This window comes from Pseudomonas sp. ERMR1:02 (genome assembly GCF_002277815.1).
Lineage (GTDB): Bacteria > Pseudomonadota > Gammaproteobacteria > Pseudomonadales > Pseudomonadaceae > Aquipseudomonas.
The window spans coordinates 117,501-142,659 of record NZ_NKJI01000001.1; the positions used below are offsets into that span (position 1 = coordinate 117,501).

A 25,159-nucleotide genomic window follows, 5' to 3' on the forward strand; every position below is an offset into this window, starting at 1 on the left:
CGAGGTTCGACCGCATCACCCATCAGGGTGTTGAAGATCTGGTCTGCGCCAATGGCGTCTTCGATAGTCACTTTGAGCATCCGGCGTACGCTTGGGTCCATGGTGGTTTCCCACAGCTGATCCGGGTTCATCTCTCCCAGACCTTTGTATCGCTGAATAGTGTGCCGCTTAGTGCTTTCAGCCATCAGCCATTCCAGCGCTTCCTTGAACTCGGTGACCGCTTTCTTGCGCTCACCACGCTGGATGTACGCGCCTTCGTCCAGCAGGGTGCTCAGCTGCGCTCCCAGGGAAACGACGGTCTTGTAGTCATTGCTACCGAAGAAGTCGCGGTTGAAAGTTACGTAGTTCGACAGACCGTGGGAGATCAGTTCGACCTCTGGCAGCCAGACGTTACGTTCACGGTCTTCACGCAGGCTGGCCTTGTAAACCAGACCGGACTTCTCGACGGTACGCAGACGTACTTCGTACTGTGCCAGCCAATCCTGCATCGCTGCGTGATCGGACAGTTGCTCCAGGCTAACGGCGGGCAGGTAGATGAAATGCTCAGTCAGTTCCTGCGGGTACAGGCGCGACAGACGCTTGAGGGTCTTCATCACCAGACGGAAATCATTCACCAGACGCTCAAGTGCTTCACCCGAGATACCCGGTGCTTCTTCGTTCAGGTGCAGGCTCGCATCTTCCAGGGCCGACTGCGTCATGTACTCTTCCATGGCGTCGTCGTCTTTAATGTATTGCTCTTGCTTGCCTTTCTTGACCTTGTACAGCGGTGGCTGGGCGATATAGATGTAGCCACGTTCGATCAGCTCCGGCAACTGACGGAAGAAGAAGGTCAGCAGCAGGGTACGGATGTGCGAACCGTCGACGTCAGCATCCGTCATGATGATGATGTTGTGATACCGCAGCTTGTCGATGTTGTATTCGTCACGACCGATGCCACAGCCCAGAGCCGTGATCAAGGTGCCCACTTCCTGGGAAGAGATCATCTTGTCGAAACGCGCCTTCTCGACGTTGAGGATTTTACCCTTGAGGGGCAGGATCGCCTGGGTCTTGCGGTTACGGCCCTGCTTGGCGGAGCCGCCAGCAGAGTCACCTTCCACGAGGTACAGTTCGGAAAGGGCAGGGTCCTTTTCCTGACAGTCAGCCAGCTTGCCCGGCAGGCCGGCGATGTCCAGCGCGCCTTTACGGCGGGTCATCTCACGGGCCTTGCGCGCCGCTTCACGGGCACGAGCGGCGTCGATCATCTTGCCGACAACCAATTTGGCTTCGTTCGGGTTTTCCAGCAGGAAGTCGGAGAAATACTTGCCCATTTCCTGTTCGACCGCGGTCTTCACTTCGGAAGACACCAGCTTGTCTTTAGTCTGGGAGCTGAACTTCGGATCCGGCACCTTCACCGAAATGATCGCCGTCAACCCTTCACGGGCATCATCACCGGTGGTCGCGACCTTGTGCTTCTTCGCCAGACCTTCAGCTTCGATGTAGGTGTTCAGGTTACGCGTCAGTGCGGAACGGAAACCCACGAGGTGAGTACCGCCATCGCGCTGAGGAATGTTATTGGTGAAGCACAACAGGTTCTCGTTAAAGCTGTCGTTCCACTGCAGAGCGATTTCCACGCCGATGCCGTCTTCACGCTGGACGTTGAAGTGGAACACCTGGTTAACCGGTGTCTTGTTGGTGTTCAGATACTCAACGAATGCACGCAGGCCGCCTTCGTATTTGAACAGCTCTTCCTTGCCACTGCGCTCATCCTTGAGGACGATACCGACACCAGAGTTGAGGAAGGACAGTTCACGAATCCGCTTGGCCAGGATGTCCCAGCTAAAGTGGATGTTCTTGAAGGTATCAGCCGAAGGCTTGAAGTGAATCTGCGTACCGGTAGACTCGCTGTCACCTACGATCTTCATCGGTTCTTGTGGAACACCATGAACGTAGGTCTGTTCCCAGATCTTGCCGCTACGACGCACCGTGAGAACAAGCTCTTCGGACAGGGCGTTTACCACCGACACACCTACACCGTGCAATCCGCCGGAAACTTTGTAGGAGTTGTCGTCAAACTTACCGCCGGCGTGCAGTACGGTCATGATGACCTCGGCTGCCGAAACGCCTTCTTCCTTATGCACGTCTACCGGGATACCACGGCCGTTGTCACGAACGGTGATTGATTCATCCGGGTGAATAATAATGCTGATGTCGTCGCAGTGGCCGGCCAGAGCTTCGTCGATCGAGTTATCGACCACCTCGAACACCATGTGGTGCAGACCGCTTCCATCGTCGGTGTCACCAATGTACATACCGGGACGTTTGCGTACGGCATCCAGGCCTTTCAGCACTTTAATGCTCGTTGAGTCGTACGTATTTTCTTCGCTCAATGCCTTCACTCCCGATGGTCGTGGGTCTGGGTGATACGGCCCTGTTCCACGTGGAACAGAGCGACTGGCGTTTCCGTCTGCCAGCCTTCCCTCAATAATTCGTGATCTACACAGGTGATGAACACCTGGCAGCGTAAGTCTTCCAGCAAGCGGCAAAGCGCGCGACGGTGGTGCTCGTCCAATTCGGACGGCAAGTCATCCACCAGATAAATACACTGACCGCGTCGGGACTGGCTGACCAGATGCCCTTGGGCAATCCGCAATGCACAAACCACCAACTTTTGCTGTCCGCGGGACAAGATGTCCGCAGCATTGTGTGCGCCCAGTCTGAGACGCAAATCTGCACGTTGCGGTCCGGCTTGGGTATGCCCCATCTGCTGGTCCCGTTGAAGGGAACCGGCGAGCACGGCGCTCAATTCGCGGTCTTTATCCCAACCTCGGTAATAGCTAAGCGTTAAGCCCTCAAGCTCAACCAGTTCGCTCAAGGTCTGCTCAAAGACTGGTTTCAAGGCTTTGATATAAGCGCGGCGGTATTCATCGATTTCAGCGCTGGCTTGGCACAATTCCCTGTCCCAAACCGCTTGCGAAACGGCGTCAAGTGTACCATGCCGCAGCCAAGAGTTTCTCTGGCGCAGGGCCTTCTGCAAACGCTGCCAAGTGGACATGAACCGTGGCTCCACGTGGAACACACCCCAATCGAGAAACTGTCGGCGAATCTTTGGCGCACCTTCCAACAGGCGAAAGCTGTCGGGGTTAATCAATTGCAGCGGCAGAATTTCAGCTAACTGCGCAGCGCTGCGGGCGTTTTGTCCATCAATACGGATCTGGAACTCCCCTTGGCGGTCTCGTGAAATGCCGAGCGCGCTGTGTCCACCCTCGGCCAGTTCGACCTGACCGAAAACCGTACAAGCCAATTGCTCATACTGAATCACCGGCAACAGACGGGTGCTGCGAAACGAACGAGCAAGCCCCAGCAAGTGGATGGCTTCCAGAACACTGGTTTTGCCGCTGCCGTTGGCGCCGTAAAGAATATTGATTCGGGGGGATGGGGAGAAGGTCACCGGGTGCAGATTGCGCACCGCAGTGACCGAGACGCGACTTAAGGACATCTAGCTTCTGCTGAGCATGATTACAGACGCATCGGCATGACGACGTAGGCCGAGTCGTCGTTGTCAGACTCCTGCACCAGCGCACTGCTGTTGGAGTCGGACAGGATAAGGCGAACCTGCTCGGTGGTCATCACGCCCAGCACGTCGAGCAGGTAGCTCACGTTGAAGCCGATTTCCAGGGAGCCGCCATTGTATTCAACGCCCACTTCTTCTTCCGCTTCCTCCTGCTCCGGGTTGTTCGCCTGGATTTTCAGTTGACCATTGGCCAGTTGCAGACGGATACCGCGGTATTTCTCGTTTGACAGAATCGCGGTACGACTGAAGGCTTCGCGCAGCGCCTGACGATCCCCCAGTACCAGCTTGTCACCGCCCTTCGGCAGCACGCGCTCGTAATCCGGAAATTTACCGTCGACCAGCTTCGAGGTGAAAGTGAACTCGCCGGTGGTGGCGCGAATATGGTGCTGACCCAGGACGATGCTGACGATGCCGTCCGGTTCGGTCAGCAAGCGTGCAAGTTCGAGAATGCCTTTGCGCGGTACGATGACCTGATGGCGATCCGGCTGACCGATATCCGCCTGCATCGAGCACATCGCCAGACGGTGACCGTCGGTGGCCACTGCTCGGATCACGCCGGCCGACACTTCCAGCAGCATGCCATTGAGGTAGTAGCGCACGTCCTGCTGGGCCATTGCGAAGCTGGTGCGCTCGATCAGGCGACGCAGTTTGCTTTGCTCAAGACTGCAGGTCAGCGAACCCGGGCCTTCTTCAACCGTCGGGAAGTCATTAGCCGGCAGGGTCGACAGGGTAAAGCGGCTACGGCCAGCCTTCACTACGAGCTTCTGCTCGTCGACCTTGACGTCGATGAGCGCATCGTTCGGCAAGCTTTTGCAGATATCCATCAGCTTGCGCGCAGGAACGGTGATCGAACCTGGTTCAGCAGGCTCTTCGAGTTGAACGCGACCGACCAGCTCGACTTCCAGGTCGGTACCGGTCAGCGACAGTTGCTGGCCTTCGACGACCAGCAGCACGTTGGAAAGCACTGGCAAGGTCTGTCGGCGCTCGACGACGCCTGCGACCAGTTGCAGGGGTTTCAACAGGGCTTCGCGTTGAATGGTGAAATGCATGGTCTAGTCCCTTGCCTTAATTAGCTGCGCTGGTGTTCATCAAGTGGTCAGTGTACGCAGCAGGTTCTTGTAGTCCTCGCGAATGTCCGCGTCGGATTCCTTAAGTTCATTGATCTTGCGACAGGCATGCAAAACCGTGGTGTGGTCACGTCCGCCGAACACGTCGCCGATTTCCGGCAAACTGTGGTTGGTCAGTTCCTTGGACAACGCCATGGCGACCTGGCGCGGACGGGCGACCGAACGCGAACGGCGTTTGGACAACAAGTCGGAGATCTTGATCTTGTAGTACTCGGCGACGGTGCGCTGAATGTTATCCACAGAGACCAGTTTGTCTTGCAGCGCCAACAGATCCTTCAAGGATTCGCGAATCAGCTCGATGGTGATATCGCGGCCCATGAAGTGCGAGTGGGCGATCACGCGTTTAAGCGCGCCTTCCAGTTCACGGACGTTGGAGCGAATGCGCTGAGCAATGAAGAAGGCCGCATCGTGGGGCAGTTCGACTTTGGCCTGGTCGGCCTTCTTCATCAAAATCGCCACACGTGTTTCGAGCTCCGGCGGCTCGACGGCTACCGTCAGGCCCCAGCCGAAGCGTGACTTCAGGCGCTCTTCAAGGCCTTCGATTTCTTTCGGGTAGCGGTCACTGGTGAGAATGACTTGCTGACCACCTTCAAGCAGGGCGTTGAAGGTGTGGAAAAACTCTTCCTGGGAACGCTCCTTGCGGGCGAAGAACTGAATGTCGTCAATCAGCAAGGCATCTACCGAGCGGTAGAAACGCTTGAACTCGTTGATCGCGTTCAGCTGCAAGGCCTTGACCATATCTGCCACAAAGCGCTCGGAATGCAGGTACACGACCTTTGCATTCGGGTTCTTCTTTAATAGATGGTTACCCACAGCATGCATCAAGTGGGTTTTACCCAGACCCACGCCACCATAAAGGAAGAGCGGGTTATAGCCATGCTTGGGGTTATCCGCCACTTGCCAGGCCGCAGCCCGGGCCAGTTGGTTGGACTTGCCCTCAACAAAGTTTTCGAAAGTGAAGGTGCGGTTCAGATAGCTGGTGTGCTTAAGCGCACCTTCAACCTGCACAGTGCGTTGTTCGGCACGAACCGGGGCCTGTTGCGAGCTGGCGCCAGCCATCGGGTCGAAGCTGTCACGGGACGGCTCTTGTTCAACGACTTCAGCAACTTTTTGCGTCGCACGCTTGGTCGGGGTGGCCGCTGGCGCCTGTGCTGATGCAACCTGAACCTGGGACGCAGCAGCAGCGGCGGCCAGCGGGGCATTCGGAGCGGCACGTGGTGCCGAGCTGCGTTTGCTGCCTATTAATAAGGAAAGCGCAGGCGCCATCCCATTGCCATGCTCATCCAGCAATTCCAGGACACGTCCCAGGTATTTTTCGTTGACCCAGTCCAGAACAAAACGATTGGGTGCATAGACACGCAACTCGTCGCCTTCAGCTTCGACCTGTAGTGGACGGATCCAAGTGTTGAATTGTTGGGCAGGCAGCTCATCGCGCAAAAGCTCCACGCACTGCTGCCAAAGTTCCACTGACACGGATATCCCCTAAGTTGAAAGCCGGTGAGGCAAAAACAAGCGGCCATTGTAACGACCAGACGCTGACTTATCCACACGTAGGTGGGTCATCGCCCAAGAAGAATCAACGTTTTATACGCAAAAAAAACGACCAATGGTCTGTGCATAAGCTCTGTGGATAACCGGCTCTGAGCTCATTGTACAACTGTGGGTCAAACTCAGTGGATAACTAGCCTGTGGATAAACAAGCCTTTCACACACAGGTTTTCCGACAGTGCAGCACAGGCTGAACACGGTTTTCCACTGTAGTTGTCATTCTCTATACAGCAGGTGAAATAAGGGCTGAAGACAGTTATCCACAGATAGGCGTCCCCCTAGTCTTTATAAGCTTTACAGAAAAGCTTTAAATACTTTCCTTCTTTATTTTTATGTTTACCCATTGGTTCGCACTCAGGTCGAACGTCTGAAGATCTATTTATAGGGAAACGTTGGTTGGAAATTGACCTAGAGGCTTGCTTTCTCTAGAATCCCCGGTCTCTTAAAACGGGGGCCATTCCGGCCCGTTGTGGACGAACCAGGTAACACGACAATGAAACGTACTTTCCAACCAAGCACTATCAAACGCGCTCGTACCCACGGTTTCCGTGCTCGCATGGCTACCAAGAACGGTCGTGCCGTCCTGTCGCGTCGTCGCGCCAAAGGTCGTGCGCGTCTGGCAGTTTGATAATCCGGCACTGGAGGTGAGTCAGGACTTCAGTCGGGAAAAGCGTCTGCTTACACCCCGGCATTTCAAGGCAGTCTTTGACTCCCCTACCGGCAAGGTTCCGGGGAAAAGTCTCCTGCTCCTTGCGCGCAACAACGATCTTGATCACCCCCGTCTCGGGCTGGTTATCGGGAAAAAGAGCGTAAAGCTCTCCGTCGAGCGCAATCGCCTCAAACGTCTGATGCGCGAATCGTTTCGCCTGAACCAGGATTCACTGGTCGGCTGGGACATTGTTATCGTCGCGCGCAAAGGTTTGGGGGACGTAGAAAACCCCGAATTGATTCAGCATTTCGGCAAACTCTGGAAGCGTCTGGCACGTAGCTCGCCGGTACCAGCAGTCAAAACCGAAACTGTAGGGGTAGACAGTCCAGATGCGTAAACTGGCACTCGTTCCGATCCAGTTTTATCGCTATGCCATTAGTCCCCTGATGGCCAGTCACTGTCGTTTCTACCCTAGTTGTTCCTGCTACGCGTTGGAAGCCATCGAAAATCATGGCCTTCTGCGCGGTGGCTGGCTGACCTTTCGTCGTTTAGGTCGCTGTCATCCGTGGAATCCCGGTGGTTATGACCCGGTTCCACCTATCCCTACCTCCCGTTCTTCTTCGATGGCCGAGTAATCATGGATATCAAACGCACGATCCTGATCGTCGCCCTGGCAATCGTGTCCTACGTTATGGTTCTTAAATGGAACCAGGACTATGGTCAGGCTGCCTTGCCGACTCAGAATGTTGCTTCCAGTACGACCGCACCGGGCTTCCCGGATACGGCAACTGGCAATAAAGCGTCCGTCAGTGACGACATTCCACGCGCCGCAAACGATACCAGCGCACCTGCCGAAACTCCGGTAGCTGTTAGCACCGACCTCATCCAGATCAAAACGGATGTGCTCAACCTGGCTATCGATCCACAAGGTGGTGATGTTGCCCAACTGACTCTGCCGCTGTATCCACGTCGCCAGGACCATCCGGAAATTCCTTTCCAACTGTTCGATAACGGCAACGAGCGGACTTATTTGGCTCAAAGCGGCCTGATTGGCAGCAACGGGCCGGACGCAAGTCCTGCCGGTCGTCCGGTTTACTCTTCGGAGAAGAAGATTTATCAACTGGCTGACGGTCAGGACCAATTGGTCGTGGACCTGAAGTTCAGCAAGGACGGCGTCAATTACATCAAGCGTTTCACCCTGAAACGTGGCCTGTACGACGTAACCGTTTCCTACTTGATCGACAACCAAAGTGCTCAGCCCTGGTCCGGTGCGATGTTCGCGCAATTGAAGCGTGACGCCAGCTCCGATCCGTCTTCCAGCACTGCTACCGGCACCGCGACTTACCTGGGCGCTGCCCTGTGGACAAGTTCCGAGCCGTACAAAAAAGTGTCCATGAAGGACATGGATAAGGCTGCGCTTAAAGAAACCGTCACCGGTGGATGGGTTGCCTGGTTGCAACACTACTTCGTGACCGCCTGGATTCCGGCCAAGGGCGAAAGTAACGTCGTCCAGACCCGTAAAGACAGCAAAGGCAACTACATCATCGGTTACACCGGCCCGTCTCTGACTGTCGCGCCGGGTGCCAAGGCAGAAACCAGCGCGATTCTCTACGCTGGTCCGAAAAGCCAGGCTGTGCTGAAAGAGTTATCCCCAGGTCTGGAACTGACTGTCGACTACGGCATCCTGTGGTTCATCGCTCAACCGATCTTCTGGTTGCTGCAACATATCCACGCCATTGTGGGTAATTGGGGTTGGTCGATCATTTTCCTGACCATGCTGATCAAAGGGATCTTCTTCCCATTGTCGGCTGCCAGCTACAAATCCATGGCCCGTATGCGTGCAGTGGCACCAAAACTGGCTGCGCTGAAAGAGCAACATGGCGATGACCGGCAGAAAATGTCGCAAGCCATGATGGAGCTGTACAAGAAAGAGAAGATCAATCCGTTGGGTGGTTGCTTGCCAATCCTCGTGCAGATGCCGGTTTTCCTTTCGTTGTACTGGGTTCTGCTGGAAAGCGTTGAAATGCGCCAAGCGCCGTTCATGCTGTGGATTACTGACCTTTCGATCAAGGATCCGTTCTTCATTCTGCCGATCATCATGGGTGCAACCATGTTCATCCAGCAGCAGCTGAACCCGACTCCACCGGACCCGATGCAGGCCAAAGTGATGAAGTTGATGCCAATCATCTTCACCTTCTTCTTCCTGTGGTTCCCGGCAGGTCTGGTACTGTACTGGGTAGTGAACAACTGCCTGTCGATCGCTCAACAGTGGTACATCACTCGTAAGATCGAAGCGGCTACCAAAGCGACTGCCTGACTTACACTGTGAATAACCACTCAAAACGCCCCCTAGTGGGGCGTTTTGCTATCTGTCACTTTTGTCTGGATACCGGTTTATGAACGCTCCTCGTGAAACCATCGCCGCCGTCGCCACCGCTCAGGGTCGTGGTGGCGTGGGCATCGTTCGTATTTCCGGGCCGTTGGCCAGCGTTGCGGCCAAGGCCTTCAGCGGACGCGAACTAAAGCCGCGTTTCGCCCACTATGGTCCGTTCCTCGGAGAAAATGACGAGGTACTGGATCAGGGTATCGCGCTGTACTTTCCTGGACCGAACTCTTTCACCGGCGAAGACGTGCTGGAACTGCAGGGTCATGGTGGCCCGATTGTTCTGGATATGCTGCTCCAGCGCTGCCTTGAACTGGGTTGTCGTCTCGCCCGGCCAGGAGAATTCAGCGAACGTGCATTCCTGAACGACAAGCTCGATCTGGCCCAGGCCGAAGCAATCGCGGACCTGATCGAAGCCAGTTCCGCACAGGCGGCTCGCAATGCACTGCGCTCCTTACAAGGCGCCTTTTCGGCACGTGTGCATAGCCTCACCGAGCAACTGATCGGCCTGCGCATCTATGTCGAAGCGGCAATCGACTTTCCGGAAGAAGAAATCGACTTCCTTGCCGATGGCCATGTTTTGAATATGCTCGACAAGGTACGTGATGAGTTATCCAAGGTATTGCGTGAAGCCGGGCAAGGGGCCTTGCTGCGCGATGGCATGACTGTGGTGATCGCCGGTCGGCCGAATGCCGGGAAATCCAGCTTGCTCAATGCACTGGCCGGTCGTGAAGCGGCTATCGTCACAGAAATTGCCGGCACCACCCGGGATGTACTTCGCGAACATATCCACATCGATGGCATGCCATTGCACGTGGTAGACACAGCTGGGCTGCGGGATACCGATGACCATGTGGAAAAAATCGGCGTTGAGCGAGCATTGAAAGCCATTGGTGAAGCCGATCGAGTGCTACTGGTCGTCGATGCCACAGCCCCCGAGGCAATTGATCCATTTGCACTGTGGCCGGAATTCCTCGAAACCCGCCCCGATCCGGCGAAAGTCACGCTGATTCGTAACAAGGCGGACCTCACGAGCGAAGCCATTGCCCTGGAAGTCAGCGAGGATGGCCATGTCACCATCAGCCTGAGCGCTAAATCTGGCGGCGTCGGCCTGGAGTTATTGCGCGATCACCTCAAGGCCTGCATGGGTTACGAACAGACCTCGGAAAGCAGCTTCAGCGCTCGCAGGCGTCACCTCGAGGCGTTACATCATGCCAGTGCCTCCCTCGAACACGGTCGGGCGCAGCTGACCCTGGCCGGAGCCGGCGAATTGTTGGCCGAGGATCTGCGACAGGCTCAGCAATTCCTCGGGGAAATAACCGGCGCCTTCAGTTCCGATGATTTGTTGGGACGAATATTCTCCAGTTTCTGCATCGGTAAATAATCCCTCCGTTGTCCACAGACAGGCCATTCGTGCCTGTCTGTTCTCTCCTTTTCTGAAATTACCTGCTGGTGCCGAGCGGATTTCTTCTGCTCGAGCGGTTTTGCCGTGCCTGAAAAACAGTCATCCACCGTTTTTCTGTGGATTAAGCTCTGTGAATAACTGCCGCTAAGGGCAGTTGATAACAGGGCGTCAAAACTGAAGATAACCACCTCTGTGGATAACCACCTCATTCATCCACAGGCTTAAAGCGGTTATCCAAGGGCCTCATTGCCACATGATCACAGGGTTTTGAATCTCTGTACACGACGTAAATAAAGGGCTGTATTAATCTATCCACAGAAAAGCCGGTCAGTAGAAATAAACATAAAAACAAAGATTTAATAAATTTCTCTCTTTTTAATTTCTATAACCTCGACTTCTCCACAGCTGGTTAAATTTTGTGCAAAGGGTTCTTTAGGAAGGGCGAAGTCCCTATACTTGTCGACCAGGTCCAAAAACCTGAGCTCAAACTATTCCTGAATTACCTACTTAAGCAGGCACGAGGTGCGTGGTGGATTTCCCTTCCCGTTTTGAAGTGATCGTCATCGGCGGCGGTCATGCCGGTACCGAGGCAGCACTGGCCTCAGCACGTATGGGGGTGAAAACCCTGTTGCTGACGCATAACGTGGAAACTCTCGGTGCCATGAGCTGCAACCCCGCGATTGGCGGGATCGGCAAAAGCCATCTGGTTAAAGAAATCGATGCCCTTGGCGGCGCGATGGCCATGGCCACCGACAAAGGTGGTATTCAATTTCGCGTATTGAACAGCCGCAAAGGTCCTGCCGTACGCGCAACCCGTGCTCAGGCAGACCGGGTTCTGTACAAAGCCGCTATCCGCGAAATCCTTGAAAACCAGCCGAACCTGTGGATATTTCAACAGGCCGCTGATGATTTGATCGTAGAGCAGGACCAGGTACGTGGTGTGGTCACCCAAATGGGCTTGCGTTTCCTCGCGGACTCGGTTGTTTTGACCACAGGTACCTTCCTCGGTGGACTTATCCACATCGGAATGCAGAATTTTTCCGGCGGTCGTGCGGGTGATCCACCATCGATAGCCCTTGCTCAGCGTCTACGTGAATTGCCTTTGCGTGTTGGTCGCCTGAAAACCGGTACCCCACCGCGTATTGACGCGCGGTCTGTGGATTTCTCGGTGATGACCGAGCAAGCGGGTGATACGCCAATTCCGGTGATGTCGTTCATGGGGTCAAAAGAACAGCATCCAAGGCAGATCAGCTGCTGGATTACCCATACCAACGCCCGCACCCACGAAATCATTGCTGCCAACCTTGATCGATCGCCGATGTATTCCGGCGTGATCGAAGGCATAGGCCCGCGTTACTGCCCGTCGATCGAAGACAAAATCCATCGCTTTGCCGACAAGGAAAGTCATCAGGTCTTCATCGAACCGGAAGGACTGACGACTAACGAGCTGTACCCGAACGGGATATCCACATCCCTTCCGTTCGATGTGCAATTGCAGATCGTGCAATCGATCCGCGGTATGGAAAACGCACACATCGTTCGTCCGGGTTACGCCATCGAATATGACTATTTTGATCCTCGCGACCTGAAATACAGCCTGGAAACCAAAGTCATCGGCGGCCTGTTCTTCGCCGGACAAATCAACGGCACCACCGGTTACGAAGAAGCCGGTGCCCAGGGTTTGCTGGCCGGAACCAATGCCGCGCTGCGTGCACAAGGCAAAGATGCCTGGTGTCCGCGTCGCGATGAGGCATACATCGGGGTGTTGGTCGACGACCTGATTACCCTGGGTACCCAAGAGCCATACCGTATGTTTACTTCCCGCGCCGAGTACCGTTTGATTCTGCGAGAAGACAACGCCGACTTGCGTTTGACCGAAAAGGGTCGCGAGCTAGGCCTGGTCGATGACGAGCGTTGGGCTGCGTTCAGTAAAAAACGCGAAAGCATCTTGCTGGAAGAACAACGCCTGAAAAGTACCTGGGTTCGCCCTGGCACCTTGCAGGGCGATGCCATTGCCGAAAAATTCGGCACGCCGCTGACCCACGAATACAACTTGCTCAACCTCTTGAGCCGCCCGGAAATCGACTACGCTGGTCTGATCGCCGTAACCGGTGAAGGCGCAGAAGATCCACAGGTCGCCGAGCAGGTCGAAATCAAGACCAAGTACGCCGGTTACATTGATCGTCAACAGGATGAAATCGCCCGTCTGCGCGCCAGTGAAAACACAAAACTGCCTGTGGATATCGATTACACGAACATTTCGGGCCTCTCCAAAGAGATCCAGAGCAAGCTCGGTGCGACCCGTCCGGAAACCCTGGGCCAGGCGTCACGTATCCCGGGTGTTACGCCGGCGGCGATTTCGCTGTTGATGATTCATTTGAAAAAACGCGGCGCGGGCCGTCAGTTGGAGCAAAGCGCTTGAGTTCGTTGGTCACCTCGCAACATGCCGAAGAGTTATCCACAGGTGCTCGCCTGCTCGGTGTCACGCTGACAGAAACACAGCAAACACAATTGCTGGGTTATCTCGCCCTGTTGATAAAATGGAACAAGGCCTACAACCTGACCGCCGTGCGCGATCCCGATGAAATGGTGTCCCGGCATTTGCTCGATAGTCTGAGCGCGATGTCGTTCATCGAAAATGGTCGCTGGCTGGACGTTGGTAGTGGCGGCGGCATGCCGGGCATTCCGCTGGCCATCCTGTTTCCGCAGTCTCAAGTCACCTGTCTGGACAGCAACGGCAAGAAAACCCGCTTCCTCACCCAGGTTAAACTCGAACTCAAACTGGATAACCTGCAAGTTATCCACAGTCGCGTTGAAGCTTTTCAGCCTGCTCAGCCCTTCAACGGGATCATTTCCCGTGCATTCAGCAGCATGGAAAACTTCACCAACTGGACTCGCCACCTCGGTGACGCCGATACACGCTGGCTGGCAATGAAAGGCGTTCATCCCGCCGATGAGCTGGTAGCATTGCCGACAGACTTCCACCTCGATAGCGAACACGCCCTGGCCGTACCTGGTTGCCAAGGCCAACGCCATCTGCTGATACTGCGCCGCACGGCATGATTGGGAACACAAGCAAGAATGGCTAAGGTATTCGCGATAGCGAACCAAAAGGGTGGTGTGGGCAAGACCACCACCTGCATCAACCTCGCAGCATCCCTCGTCGCCACCAAGCGCCGGGTGTTGTTGATCGATCTCGATCCACAGGGCAACGCCACCATGGGTAGCGGTGTGGATAAACACGGCCTGGAAAACTCGGTCTATGACTTGCTGATCGGCGAGTGTGATCTGGCCCAGGCCATGCATTACTCCGAGCACGGTGGTTACCAGTTGTTGCCGGCGAACCGCGACCTGACTGCGGCCGAGGTGGTACTGCTGGAAATGCAGATGAAGGAAAGCCGCCTGCGCAGTGCGTTGGCGCCTATCCGCGAAAACTACGATTACATTTTGATCGACTGCCCACCGTCGCTTTCAATGCTGACGTTGAATGCATTGGTTGCCGCAGACGGGGTAATTATCCCCATGCAGTGCGAGTACTTTGCACTCGAAGGTCTGAGTGACCTTGTGGATAACATCAAGCGAATCGCTGAATTGCTTAACCCTAATCTCAAGGTCGAAGGCTTGTTGCGGACAATGTACGACCCGCGCCTGAGCCTGATGAACGATGTGTCGGCGCAGCTCAAGGAACACTTCGGCGATCAGCTCTACGACACCGTCATTCCGCGCAACATCCGTCTGGCTGAAGCTCCGAGCTATGGCATGCCGGCGCTGGCGTACGACAAATCTTCGCGCGGCGCCGTGGCCTATCTGGCTCTGGCCGGCGAAATGGTTCGTCGTCAGCGTAAAAACTCACGCATCGCTGCTGCTCAGGCAACTTAAGGAATCCCCATGGCCGTCAAGAAACGAGGTCTCGGACGTGGACTGGATGCACTGCTGAGTGGTCCAACGATCAGCTCGCTGGAAGAACAAGCGGTGCAAGCCGATCAGCGTGAGCTGCAACACCTGCCGCTGGATTTGCTCCAGCGCGGCAAGTATCAGCCCCGTCGCGATATGGATACTCAAGCGCTCGAAGAGCTGGCGCAGTCGATCAAGGCCCAAGGGGTGATGCAGCCGATCGTGGTTCGCCCGATCGGTGGCGGTCGTTTCGAAATCATCGCTGGCGAACGCCGCTGGCGCGCCAGCCAGCAAGCTGGTCAGGAAACCATCCCGGCGATGGTTCGCGATGTGCCGGATGAAACCGCGATTGCAATGGCGCTGATCGAGAACATCCAGCGCGAAGATCTCAACCCGATCGAAGAAGCGGTGGCCTTGCAGCGTTTGCAGCAGGAATTTCAACTGACCCAGCAACAAGTGGCCGAAGCTGTAGGTAAGTCCCGGGTGACCGTGGCCAATCTGTTGCGCCTGATCTCGCTGCCCGAGGTTATCAAGACTATGTTGTCCCACGGCGACCTGGAAATGGGTCATGCACGTGCGTTGCTCGGTTTGCCGGACAATCAACAGGTCGAAGGGGCGCGACATGTTGTCGCACGTGGACTGACTGTGCGCCAAACTGAAGCACTGGTTCGCCAGTGGTTGAGTGGCAAACCGGAGCCCGTTGAACCTGCAAAACCGGACCCCGATATCGCCCGGTTGGAGCAGCGTCTGGCCGAGCGCCTAGGCTCTGCGGTGCAGATCCGCCACGGTAAGAAGGGAAAAGGGCAGTTGGTAATTGGTTACAACTCTTTGGATGAGCTTCAAGGCGTACTTGCACATATCCGCTGAAACATTTTCTCATGTAGCGCGCAGTCGGAAATCACTACCTGACAGTTGAATAGGGGCAGAACCGCCCCTATACTCTGCGCGCATTTTGTCGGCACAAATTATGCCAAGTTATTGAATTTCGGCAGCCGACCATTGGAGAGCAATAGTGATGGAAACCCGCACGCCAAACCGCTTGCCGTTCCATCGCCTGGCAGTTTTTCCGGTGTTGATGGCTCAGTTTGTCATTTTGCTGATTGCCGCTTTGGCGCTCTGGCAATGGTATGGAGTCGTTGCCGGGTACTCGGGACTTTGCGGAGGCCTGATAGCCTTGCTTCCCAATGTTTATTTCGCTCATAGGGCATTTCGGTTTTCCGGCGCCCGAGCAGCTCAAGCCATCGTCAGGTCATTTTATGCCGGCGAGGCGGGCAAAATGATTTTGACGGCGGTGCTCTTTGCATTGACGTTCGCAGGTGTGAAGCCATTGGCGCCGCTAGCGGTATTCGGCGTCTTCGTGCTGACCCAACTGGTCAGCTGGTTCGCTCCCCTGTTGATGAAAACAAGACTTTCGAGACCTTAGGGCGTTTGAGGCAACCATGGCAGAAACAACCGCTTCGGGCTATATCCAGCACCACTTGCAAAACCTGACTTTCGGTCAGCACCCTACAGGCGGCTGGGGCTTTGCCCACACCGCAGCAGAAGCCAAGGAAATGGGCTTCTGGGCTTTCCACGTCGATACCCTCGGCTGGTCGGTCGCATTGGGTCTGATCTTCGTTCTTCTTTTCCGCATGGCGGCAAAGAAGGCGACTTCCGGTCAGCCAGGTGCTTTGCAGAACTTCGTTGAAGTTTTGGTCGAATTCGTCGATGGCAGCGTGAAAGACAGCTTCCATGGCCGTAGCCCGGTGATTGCACCGCTGGCACTGACCATCTTCGTCTGGGTCTTCATGATGAACGCCGTCGACCTGATACCGGTCGACTGGATTCCTCAACTGGCCATCCTGATCTCCGGCGACCACCACATTCCGTTCCGCGCCGTGTCGACAACCGACCCGAACGCGACCCTGGCCATGGCGTTCTCGGTTTTCGCACTGATCATTTTCTATAGCATCAAGATCAAGGGCCTCGGCGGCTTCATCGGCGAGCTGACCCTGCATCCGTTTGGCAGCAAGAACATTTTCCTTCAGGCGCTGCTGATCCCGGTGAACTTCCTGCTGGAATTCGTGACCCTGATCGCCAAGCCGATCTCCCTGGCTCTGCGTCTATTCGGCAACATGTACGCCGGCGAGCTGGTCTTCATTCTGATCGCTGTGATGTTCGGCAGCGGTCTGCTCTGGCTGAGTGGCCTGGGCATCGTTCTGCAGTGGGCGTGGGCGGTATTCCACATCCTGATCATCACCCTGCAGGCGTTCATCTTCATGATGCTGACCATCGTCTACCTGTCGATGGCGCACGAAGAAAACCATTAAGACCAGTCTCGACTAGTCTGATGTCCCTCCCGGTCAAACGGGAGGGGGGCCTTACGGGGCCTCTGAAACGATTTGTTTTACCGCTTTAATCTAAAAAACCTAAACCATACGACGTAAAAGTCGGGAGGAAAGATGGAAACTGTAGTTGGTCTAACCGCTATCGCTGTTGCACTGTTGATCGGCCTGGGCGCACTGGGTACCGCAATTGGTTTCGGCCTGTTGGGCGGCAAGTTCCTGGAAGGCGCCGCGCGTCAACCAGAAATGGTTCCAATGCTGCAAGTTAAAATGTTCATCGTTGCCGGTCTGCTCGACGCCGTAACCATGATCGGTGTTGGTATCGCTCTGTTCTTCACCTTTGCGAACCCGTTCGTTGGTCAGATCGCTGGCTAATTACCCGGATTTTCCGAGTAATTAGATGTGATGGACAACGTAACTGCGAGGTGTTGGCGTGAACATTAATGCGACCCTGATTGGCCAGTCCGTTGCGTTCCTGATTTTTGTACTGTTCTGCATGAAGTTCGTATGGCCTCCGGTCATCGCGGCACTGCACGAACGTCAAAAGAAGATCGCGGATGGATTGGACGCTGCCAGCCGAGCAGCTCGCGACTTGGAGTTGGCCCATGAGAAAGTGGGTCAGCAACTGCGCGAAGCGAAAGCTCAGGCAGCTGAAATCATCGAGCAAGCCAAGAAACGCGGTACTCAGATCGTCGACGAAGCCCGTGAACAGGCTCGCGTCGAAGCTGACCGTGTGAAGGCTCAGGCTCAGGCCGAGATCGAACAGGAACTGAACAGCGTCAAAGACGCGCTGCGCGCCCAAGTGGGTAGCCTGGCCGTTGGCGGTGCCGCGAAGATCCTGGGTGCCACAATCGATCAAAACGCGCACGCAGAGCTGGTTAAACAACTGGCTGCTGAAATCTAAGCGAGGGCGATCATGGCAGAACTGACCACGTTGGCCCGACCTTACGCTAAGGCGGCCTTCGAGCACGCTCAGGCCCACCAGCAACTGGCCAATTGGTCAGCCATGCTCGGCCTGGCAGCAGCGGTGTCGGAAGACGACACCATGCAGCGTGTGCTCAAGGCCCCGCGACTGACGAGCGCAGAAAAGGCCGCCACGTTCATTGACGTGTGCGGTGACAAGTTTGATGCCAAGGCACAGAACTTCATCCACGTCGTTGCCGAAAACGACCGTCTCCTGCTTTTGCCGGAGATCGCCAACCTGTTCGACCTGTACAAGGCCGAGCAGGAGAAATCGGTAGACGTAGAAGTAACCAGTGCTTTCGCATTGAACCAAGAACAGCAAGACAAACTCGCCAAGGTTCTCAGTGCACGACTCAACCGGGAAGTGCGCCTGCAAGTCGAGGAAGACAGTTCCCTTATTGGGGGCGTTGTCATCCGCGCCGGCGACCTGGTTATCGATGGCTCGATTCGCGGCAAAATCGCGAAACTTGCCGAAGCATTGAAATCTTGAGTTTGAAGGGGCAGCAGAGCAATGCAGCAACTCAATCCTTCCGAAATAAGTGAAATTATCAAGGGCCGCATCGACAAGCTCGATGTGACCTCCCAAGCCCGTAACGAAGGCACTATCGTCAGCGTATCTGACGGTATCGTGCGGATTCACGGTCTGGCCGACGTTATGTCCGGCGAGATGATCGAGTTTCCGGGCGGCGTCTACGGTATGGCCCTCAACCTGGAGCAAGACTCCGTAGGTGCCGTTATTTTGGGCGCATACCAGTCTCTGGCTGAAGGCATGAGCGCCAAGTGCACTGGCCGCATCCTGGAAGTTCCGGTTGGTAAGGAACTGCTGGGTCGCGTAGTCGACGCACTGGGTAACCCTGTTGACGGCAAAGGTCCACTGGGCAACACCGAGACCGACGCGGTCGAGAAAGTTGCTCCAGGCGTGATCTGGCGTAAGTCGGTAGACCAGCCTGTACAGACTGGCTACAAGGCTGTCGATGCCATGATCCCTGTCGGCCGTGGCCAGCGTGAGCTGATCATCGGTGACCGTCAGATCGGTAAAACCGCTCTGGCGATCGACGCGATCATCAACCAGAAGAACAGCGGCATTTTCTGCGTCTACGTAGCCATCGGTCAGAAGCAATCGACCATCGCCAACGTGGTTCGCAAGCTGGAAGAAAACGGCGCCCTGGCCAACACGATCATCGTGGCTGCCAGTGCTTCGGAATCTCCTGCGCTGCAATACCTGGCACCTTACGCCGGTTGCACCATGGGCGAATTCTTCCGCGACCGCGGTGAAGACGCGCTGATCGTTTATGACGATCTGTCCAAGCAAGCAGTGGCTTACCGCCAGATTTCCCTGCTGCTGCGCCGTCCACCAGGCCGTGAAGCTTACCCAGGCGACGTGTTCTATCTCCACTCCCGTCTGTTGGAGCGCGCTTCCCGCGTTTCGGAAGAATACGTAGAGAAGTTCACCAACGGCGCAGTGACCGGCAAAACCGGTTCCCTGACCGCACTGCCGATCATCGAAACTCAGGCTGGCGACGTTTCCGCGTTCGTTCCGACCAACGTGATTTCCATCACCGACGGTCAGATCTTCCTGGAATCGGCCATGTTCAACTCGGGCATCCGTCCTGCAGTGAACGCCGGTGTTTCGGTATCCCGTGTGGGTGGTGCCGCTCAGACCAAGATCATCAAGAAGCTGTCCGGTGGTATCCGTACCGCTCTGGCTCAGTACCGTGAACTGGCGGCATTCGCCCAGTTCGCTTCTGACCTGGACGAAGCGACCCGTAAGCAACTTGAGCATGGTCAGCGCGTTACCGAGCTGATGAAGCAGAAGCAATACGCGCCAATGTCGATCGCCGACATGTCGCTGTCGCTGTATGCCGCTGAGCGTGGGTTCCTGACTGACGTCGAAATCACCAAGGTCGGCAGCTTCGAGCAAGCGCTGATTGCTTACTTCAACCGCGATCACGCCGATTTGATGGCCAAGATCAACGTGAAGGGTGACTTCAATGACGAAATCGATGGCGGCATGAAAGCCGGTATCGAGAAGTTCAAGGCCACCCAAACCTGGTAAGCCGCAGCGGGGGCCGCGAGGCTCCCGCTTGCTAACCTGATAGGTGTTACATGGCAGGCGCAAAAGAGATTCGCAGTAAGATTGCGAGCATCAAAAGCACGCAAAAGATTACCAGCGCCATGGAAAAAGTGGCGGTCAGCAAAATGCGCAAGGCACAAATGCGCATGGCTGCTAGCCGTCCTTATGCGGAGCGCATCCGCCAGGTTATTGGTCATCTGGCCAACGCCAACCCGGAATATCGCCACCCGTTCATGATCGACCGTGAAGTAAAGCGCGTCGGTTATGTTGTAGTGAGCACTGACCGTGGTTTGTGTGGTGGCTTGAATACCAACCTGTTCAAGGCCCTGGTCAAGGACATGGCGGTAAACAAAGCAAACGGCGTCGAGATCGACCTGTGTGTAGTGGGTAGCAAGGGTGCGGCTTTCTTCCGCAACTTCGGCGGTAACGTCGTAGCAGCTATCAGCCACCTGGGTGAAGAGCCGTCGATCAATGATCTGATCGGCAGCGTCAAGGTGATGCTGGATGCCTACTTGGACGGTCGGATTGACCGCCTTTCCATGGTGTCCAACAAGTTCATCAACACCATGACGCAGACGCCTATCGTGGAGCAGTTAATTCCACTGGTAGCAACCCCGGATCAAGGTCTTAAGCACCACTGGGACTACCTCTACGAGCCGGACGCCAAAGAGCTGCTTGATGGCTTGATGGTCCGTTACGTGGAGTCGCAGGTCTACCAGGCGGTGGTCGAGAACAACGCGGCTGAACAAGCTGCGCGGATGATCGCGATGAAGAACGCTACCGACAACGCCGGTGATTTGATCAGCGAATTGCAGCTGGTCTACAACAAGGCGCGTCAGGCTGCGATCACCCAAGAGATCTCGGAAATCGTTGGCGGCGCTGCCGCGGTTTAACGGTTCAAATATTCAGAGGATCCAGCTATGAGTAGCGGACGTATCGTTCAAATCATCGGCGCCGTTATCGACGTGGAATTTCCACGCGACAGCGTACCGAGCATCTACAACGCGCTGAAAGTACAAGGCGCGGAAACTACCCTGGAAGTTCAGCAGCAGCTGGGCGACGGCGTAGTTCGTACCATTGCGATGGGTTCCACCGAAGGCTTGAAGCGCGGTCTGGACGTTATCGACACTGGTGCTGCCATCTCCGTACCGGTCGGTAAAGCGACCCTGGGCCGGATCATGGACGTACTGGGTAACCCGATTGACGAAGCTGGCCCGATCGACACCGAAGAGCGCTGGGGCATTCACCGTCCTGCGCCATCCTTCGCTGAACAAGCGGGCGGCAACGACCTGCTGGAAACCGGCATCAAGGTTATCGACCTGGTTTGCCCGTTCGCCAAGGGCGGTAAAGTCGGTCTGTTCGGTGGTGCCGGTGTAGGCAAAACCGTAAACATGATGGAACTGATCCGTAACATCGCCATCGAGCACAGCGGTTATTCCGTGTTCGCCGGTGTGGGTGAGCGTACTCGTGAGGGTAACGACTTCTACCACGAGATGAAGGATTCCAACGTTCTGGACAAAGTGGCACTGGTATACGGTCAGATGAACGAGCCGCCGGGTAACCGTCTGCGCGTAGCTCTGACCGGTCTGACCATGGCCGAGAAGTTCCGTGACGAAGGTAACGACGTTCTGCTGTTCGTCGACAACATCTATCGTTACACCCTGGCCGGTACCGAAGTATCCGCACTGCTGGGCCGTATGCCTTCTGCAGTAGGTTACCAGCCGACCCTGGCTGAAGAGATGGGCGTACTGCAAGAGCGCATCACTTCGACCAAGCAAGGTTCGATTACTTCGATCCAGGCCGTATACGTACCAGCGGACGACTTGACTGACCCGTCGCCGGCGACCACCTTCGCCCACTTGGACGCCACCGTCGTTCTGTCCCGTGACATCGCTTCCCTGGGTATCTACCCAGCGGTAGACCCACTGGACTCGACTTCGCGTCAGCTGGATCCGAACGTGATCGGCAACGATCACTACGATACCGCTCGCGGTGTTCAGTACGTGCTGCAGCGCTACAAAGAACTGAAGGACATCATTGCGATCCTGGGTATGGACGAGCTGTCGGAAGCCGACAAGCAGTTGGTAAACCGCGCTCGTAAGATCCAGCGTTTCTTGTCGCAGCCGTTCTTCGTGGCTGAAGTCTTCACCGGTGCATCGGGTAAATACGTTTCCCTGAAAGACACCATTGCTGGCTTCAAAGGCATCCTCAACGGTGACTACGACCACCTGCCAGAACAAGCGTTCTACATGGTCGGCGGCATCGAAGAAGCGATCGAGAAAGCCAAGAAACTGTAATCCCGGCGCCCGGCAACGGGCGCTCATTTAGGGTGAGGCAATCAGATGGCTATGACAGTCCATTGCGATATCGTCAGCGCGGAAGGAGAAATCTTTTCCGGTCTGGTCGAGATGGTGATTGCGCACGGTGCACTGGGTGATCTTGGTATCGCTCTGGGTCACGCGCCGTTGATCACTAATCTGAAGCCAGGTCCGATCCGCCTGGTCAAGCAGGGCGGGGAAGAGGAGGTGTATTACATCTCCGGTGGTTTCCTCGAGGTTCAGCCGAACATGGTCAAGGTTCTTGCCGACACCGTGCAGCGTGCTGCCGACCTGGACGAAGCCTCCGCTCAGGAAGCCGTTAAGGCTGCCGAGAAGGCCTTGCATGAGCGGGGCGCGGAATTCGACTACGGTTCTGCCGCCGCACGTCTGGCCGAGGCTGCAGCTCAGCTGCGCACCGTCCAGCAGATCCGCAAGAAGTTCGGCCACTAAGGCTCGCTTATTGTGCGATTGATTAAAAAGGGTAGCCTCGGCTACCCTTTTTCTTTTCCGATGTTCATCACTTGGTCACAGCCGCTGACCACCCAGGATTGGTAGTCTGTCATGTCTCTTGAAATCGTTATCCTCGCTGCTGGCCAAGGTACGCGCATGCGTTCTGCCTTGCCGAAAGTCCTGCACCCGATTGCCGGCAACTCAATGCTTGGTCATGTTATCCACAGCGCCCGGCAACTTGATCCACAACGCATCCACGTGGTTATCGGCCACGGCGCCGAAGCAGTGCGTGAACGTCTGGCTGCGGATGATCTGAATTTCGTCCTTCAGGACAAACAGCTCGGCACCGGCCATGCCGTGGCCCAGGCCGTACCCTTTATCAAAGCCGATACCGTGCTGATCCTTTACGGTGACGTACCGCTGATTGAAGTGGAAACCCTGCAGCGCCTGCTCAAAAAAGTGGCCCCCAAGCAACTCGGGCTGCTGACTGTCGAGCTGGATGACCCGACTGGTTACGGTCGTATCGTTCGCGACGCTGACGGCAACGTTACCGCCATCGTCGAGCAGAAGGACGCCAACGAAGCCGAGCGTGCGATCACCGAGGGTAACACCGGCATTCTGGCGTTGCCTTTCGAAAGTCTTGGCGGGTGGATGAGCCGTCTCTCCAACAACAATGCCCAGGGCGAGTACTACCTCACTGACGTGATTGCCATGGCAGTCAGCGACGGTCTGGTTGTGGCCACCGAGTATCCTCACGATGCCATGGAAGTGCAGGGTGCCAACGACCGCAAGCAGCTTTCTGAGCTTGAGCGTCACTATCAGTTGCGCGCGGGTCGCCGTTTGATGGCCCAGGGTGTGACGCTGCGCGACCCCGCACGTTTCGACGTACGCGGTGAAGTGACCGTTGGCCGTGACGTGCTGATCGATATCAACGTGATCCTCGAAGGCAAGGTTGTCATCGAAGACGACGTGGTGATTGGCCCGAACTGCGTGATCAAGGACAGCACCCTGCGTAAAGGTGTGGTGATCAAGGCAAACAGCCATATCGAAGGCGCGATTCTGGGTGAAGGCAGCGATGCCGGTCCGTTCGCGCGTTTGCGTCCAGGCACGGTGCTGGAAGCACGGGCGCATGTGGGTAACTTCGTCGAGCTTAAAAACGCGCATTTGGGCGAGGGTGCCAAGGCCGGTCATTTGAGCTACTTGGGCGACGCCGAAATTGGCGCGCGCACCAACATTGGCGCCGGCACCATTACCTGCAACTACGATGGTGTGAATAAGTGGAAAACCGTGCTGGGTGAAGATGTTTTCATCGGTTCAAACAACTCGTTGGTAGCGCCTGTGGATATCTCTGCCGGGGCAACCACTGCGGCTGGTTCGACCATTACTCAGAATGTGGATAATGCGCAGTTGGCTGTGGGGCGCGCCCGGCAGAAGAACATAGATGGCTGGAAACGGCCTGAGAAAGTCAAAAAGAGCTGAGTTATCCACATATTGGTGATCGGCTGAAGTTATTCACAGGCAGATCCATTGAATTCGCGGGCAAGCCTCGCTTCTACAGGGCTTTTACAAATCCGTAGGAGCGAGGCTTGCCTGCGATGTTTTTATCCACAGCACTTTTTATCGCCTCGCGCTTGACGAAGTTTCGTTGATAGGTTTTGATTGCTTACATTATCTTTCGAATCGAAACTTACCTCGCTATGTCGAAGCGCAATACTCCCCAACGTCGCCACAACATCCTCGCCTTGCTCAATGAGCAGGGTGAAGTCAGTGTGGACGAGCTGGCCAAGCGTTTCGAAACGTCTGAAGTTACGATTCGCAAGGATCTTGCAGCGCTTGAAAGCAATGGTTTGCTCCTACGTCGTTATGGAGGTGCGATCACTATGCCGCAGGAACTGGTGGCCGACCTTGGTCTGCCGGTATCCAAGTACAAGCAAGCCATCGCCCGTGCTGCAGTGAAGCGGATTCGCGAGCATGCGCGGATCATCATCGACAGCGGCAGCACCACCGCGGCGATGATTCCCGAACTGGGTCAACAACCGGGTTTGGTGGTGATGACCAATTCCCTGCATGTCGCCAGTGCCTTGAGCGAACTCGAGCACGAGCCGGTGTTGCTGATGACCGGCGGCACCTGGGACCCCCATTCGGAGTCCTTCCAGGGGCAGGTTGCCGAGCAAGTACTACGCTCTTACGACTTTGATCAGTTGTTCATCGGTGCCGATGGCATCGATCTGATTCGCGGTACCACCACCTTCAACGAATTGCTGGGGCTGAGCCGGGTCATGGCCGAAGTCGCCCGCGAAGTGGTGGTGATGGTCGAGGCCGACAAGATCGGCCGCAAGATTCCCAACCTGGAACTGCCCTGGAGCAGCGTCCATACCCTTATTACCGATGATCGCCTGCCGCTTGCGGCACGGGATCAGATACAGGCCCGCGGAATCAATTTGATTTGCGCGGCTGTCAGTCAGGAGAAATAG

The 25,159-nt window shown here is 55.8% G+C and carries 24 protein-coding genes (1 of these 24 running past the window's edge); 20 read left to right on the forward strand and 4 right to left on the reverse strand.

Annotated elements, in window-relative coordinates; all coding sequences use genetic code 11:
- The 4 genes in view from gyrB to dnaA are tightly spaced (at most 39 nt apart) and all read right to left on the reverse strand, a layout consistent with a single transcriptional unit that may run on beyond the window.
- On the reverse strand, positions 1–2,366 hold the 5' portion of the coding sequence (gene gyrB / locus CES87_RS00575) for a DNA topoisomerase (ATP-hydrolyzing) subunit B (protein ID WP_128604516.1). 52 nt of this gene lie to the left of the window's left edge; only the first 2,366 of its 2,418 coding nucleotides appear in the window; it begins with the start codon at positions 2,364–2,366; its stop codon lies off the left edge, out of view.
- Positions 2,367–2,371: 5 nt separating this feature from the next.
- The gene (gene recF, locus CES87_RS00580) at positions 2,372–3,475 is read right to left on the reverse strand and encodes a DNA replication/repair protein RecF (RefSeq protein WP_128604517.1); all 1,104 of its coding nucleotides are present in this window, start codon (positions 3,473–3,475) and stop codon (positions 2,372–2,374) included.
- Positions 3,476–3,495: 20 nt separating this feature from the next.
- Positions 3,496–4,599 carry a DNA polymerase III subunit beta gene (gene dnaN, locus CES87_RS00585; RefSeq protein ID WP_128604518.1) on the reverse strand — a complete coding sequence of 368 codons (1,104 nt, stop codon included), beginning with the start codon at positions 4,597–4,599 and terminating at the stop codon, positions 3,496–3,498.
- Between the two features lie 39 nt (positions 4,600–4,638).
- Positions 4,639–6,150 (reverse strand): chromosomal replication initiator protein DnaA, encoded by a 1,512-nt coding sequence (gene dnaA, locus CES87_RS00590; RefSeq protein ID WP_128604519.1) that lies wholly within the window; start codon positions 6,148–6,150, stop codon positions 4,639–4,641.
- 568 nt (positions 6,151–6,718) lie between these two features.
- On the opposite strand from dnaA, the gene rpmH reads away from it, so the two are divergent.
- From rpmH to CES87_RS00695, 20 genes are all read left to right on the forward strand, one after another.
- Entirely contained in the window at positions 6,719–6,853 is a 135-nt protein-coding gene (gene rpmH, locus CES87_RS00595) for a 50S ribosomal protein L34 (protein ID WP_003213577.1), read from the forward strand.
- A 16-nt stretch (positions 6,854–6,869) separates the two neighbouring features.
- Entirely contained in the window at positions 6,870–7,271 is a 402-nt protein-coding gene (rnpA, locus tag CES87_RS00600; RefSeq protein ID WP_218196231.1) for a ribonuclease P protein component, read from the forward strand.
- On the forward strand, positions 7,264–7,509 hold the full coding sequence (gene yidD / locus CES87_RS00605) for a membrane protein insertion efficiency factor YidD (protein ID WP_010207715.1): 246 nt from the start codon (positions 7,264–7,266) through the stop codon (positions 7,507–7,509). The genes rnpA and yidD overlap by 8 nt, the downstream gene beginning before the upstream one ends.
- A gap of 2 nt (positions 7,510–7,511) precedes the next feature.
- Positions 7,512–9,191 carry a membrane protein insertase YidC gene (gene yidC, locus CES87_RS00610; protein WP_128604521.1) on the forward strand — a complete coding sequence of 560 codons (1,680 nt, stop codon included), beginning with the start codon at positions 7,512–7,514 and terminating at the stop codon, positions 9,189–9,191.
- A gap of 79 nt (positions 9,192–9,270) precedes the next feature.
- Complete coding sequence (mnmE, locus tag CES87_RS00615; RefSeq protein WP_128604522.1) at positions 9,271–10,641, forward strand: tRNA uridine-5-carboxymethylaminomethyl(34) synthesis GTPase MnmE; 1,371 nt, start codon at positions 9,271–9,273, stop codon at positions 10,639–10,641.
- Between the two features lie 550 nt (positions 10,642–11,191).
- Complete coding sequence (mnmG, locus tag CES87_RS00625; protein WP_128604523.1) at positions 11,192–13,084, forward strand: tRNA uridine-5-carboxymethylaminomethyl(34) synthesis enzyme MnmG; 1,893 nt, start codon at positions 11,192–11,194, stop codon at positions 13,082–13,084.
- Positions 13,081–13,725: a 16S rRNA (guanine(527)-N(7))-methyltransferase RsmG gene (gene rsmG / locus CES87_RS00630; RefSeq protein WP_128604524.1), complete on the forward strand. Its 645-nt coding sequence runs from the start codon at positions 13,081–13,083 to the stop codon at positions 13,723–13,725. Before mnmG ends, rsmG begins: the two co-directional genes overlap by 4 nt.
- An 18-nt stretch (positions 13,726–13,743) precedes the next feature.
- Positions 13,744–14,541, forward strand: coding sequence for a ParA family protein (locus tag CES87_RS00635; RefSeq protein WP_128604525.1), 798 nt, complete (start codon positions 13,744–13,746; stop codon positions 14,539–14,541).
- Between the two features lie 9 nt (positions 14,542–14,550).
- Positions 14,551–15,423: a ParB/RepB/Spo0J family partition protein gene (locus tag CES87_RS00640; protein WP_128604526.1), complete on the forward strand. Its 873-nt coding sequence runs from the start codon at positions 14,551–14,553 to the stop codon at positions 15,421–15,423.
- A gap of 148 nt (positions 15,424–15,571) precedes the next feature.
- On the forward strand, positions 15,572–15,979 hold the full coding sequence (locus CES87_RS00645; protein WP_128604527.1) for a F0F1 ATP synthase subunit I: 408 nt from the start codon (positions 15,572–15,574) through the stop codon (positions 15,977–15,979).
- Positions 15,980–15,995: 16 nt separating this feature from the next.
- Complete coding sequence (atpB, locus tag CES87_RS00650; RefSeq protein ID WP_128604528.1) at positions 15,996–16,865, forward strand: F0F1 ATP synthase subunit A; 870 nt, start codon at positions 15,996–15,998, stop codon at positions 16,863–16,865.
- A gap of 132 nt (positions 16,866–16,997) precedes the next feature.
- Positions 16,998–17,255: a F0F1 ATP synthase subunit C gene (gene atpE, locus CES87_RS00655; RefSeq protein WP_003097235.1), complete on the forward strand. Its 258-nt coding sequence runs from the start codon at positions 16,998–17,000 to the stop codon at positions 17,253–17,255.
- Between the two features lie 58 nt (positions 17,256–17,313).
- Complete coding sequence (locus tag CES87_RS00660; RefSeq protein ID WP_128604529.1) at positions 17,314–17,784, forward strand: F0F1 ATP synthase subunit B; 471 nt, start codon at positions 17,314–17,316, stop codon at positions 17,782–17,784.
- Positions 17,785–17,796: 12 nt separating this feature from the next.
- Positions 17,797–18,333 carry a F0F1 ATP synthase subunit delta gene (locus CES87_RS00665; RefSeq protein ID WP_128604530.1) on the forward strand — a complete coding sequence of 179 codons (537 nt, stop codon included), beginning with the start codon at positions 17,797–17,799 and terminating at the stop codon, positions 18,331–18,333.
- Between the two features lie 21 nt (positions 18,334–18,354).
- Positions 18,355–19,899 (forward strand): F0F1 ATP synthase subunit alpha, encoded by a 1,545-nt coding sequence (atpA, locus tag CES87_RS00670; protein ID WP_128604531.1) that lies wholly within the window; start codon positions 18,355–18,357, stop codon positions 19,897–19,899.
- A 50-nt stretch (positions 19,900–19,949) separates the two neighbouring features.
- On the forward strand, positions 19,950–20,810 hold the full coding sequence (gene atpG, locus CES87_RS00675) for a F0F1 ATP synthase subunit gamma (RefSeq protein WP_128604532.1): 861 nt from the start codon (positions 19,950–19,952) through the stop codon (positions 20,808–20,810).
- Positions 20,811–20,837: 27 nt separating this feature from the next.
- On the forward strand, positions 20,838–22,214 hold the full coding sequence (gene atpD, locus CES87_RS00680; protein ID WP_128604533.1) for a F0F1 ATP synthase subunit beta: 1,377 nt from the start codon (positions 20,838–20,840) through the stop codon (positions 22,212–22,214).
- A 45-nt stretch (positions 22,215–22,259) separates the two neighbouring features.
- Positions 22,260–22,685: a F0F1 ATP synthase subunit epsilon gene (locus tag CES87_RS00685; RefSeq protein ID WP_007969909.1), complete on the forward strand. Its 426-nt coding sequence runs from the start codon at positions 22,260–22,262 to the stop codon at positions 22,683–22,685.
- A gap of 111 nt (positions 22,686–22,796) precedes the next feature.
- On the forward strand, positions 22,797–24,164 hold the full coding sequence (gene glmU, locus CES87_RS00690; RefSeq protein ID WP_128604534.1) for a bifunctional UDP-N-acetylglucosamine diphosphorylase/glucosamine-1-phosphate N-acetyltransferase GlmU: 1,368 nt from the start codon (positions 22,797–22,799) through the stop codon (positions 24,162–24,164).
- A gap of 218 nt (positions 24,165–24,382) precedes the next feature.
- Entirely contained in the window at positions 24,383–25,159 is a 777-nt protein-coding gene (locus CES87_RS00695; protein WP_128604535.1) for a DeoR/GlpR family DNA-binding transcription regulator, read from the forward strand.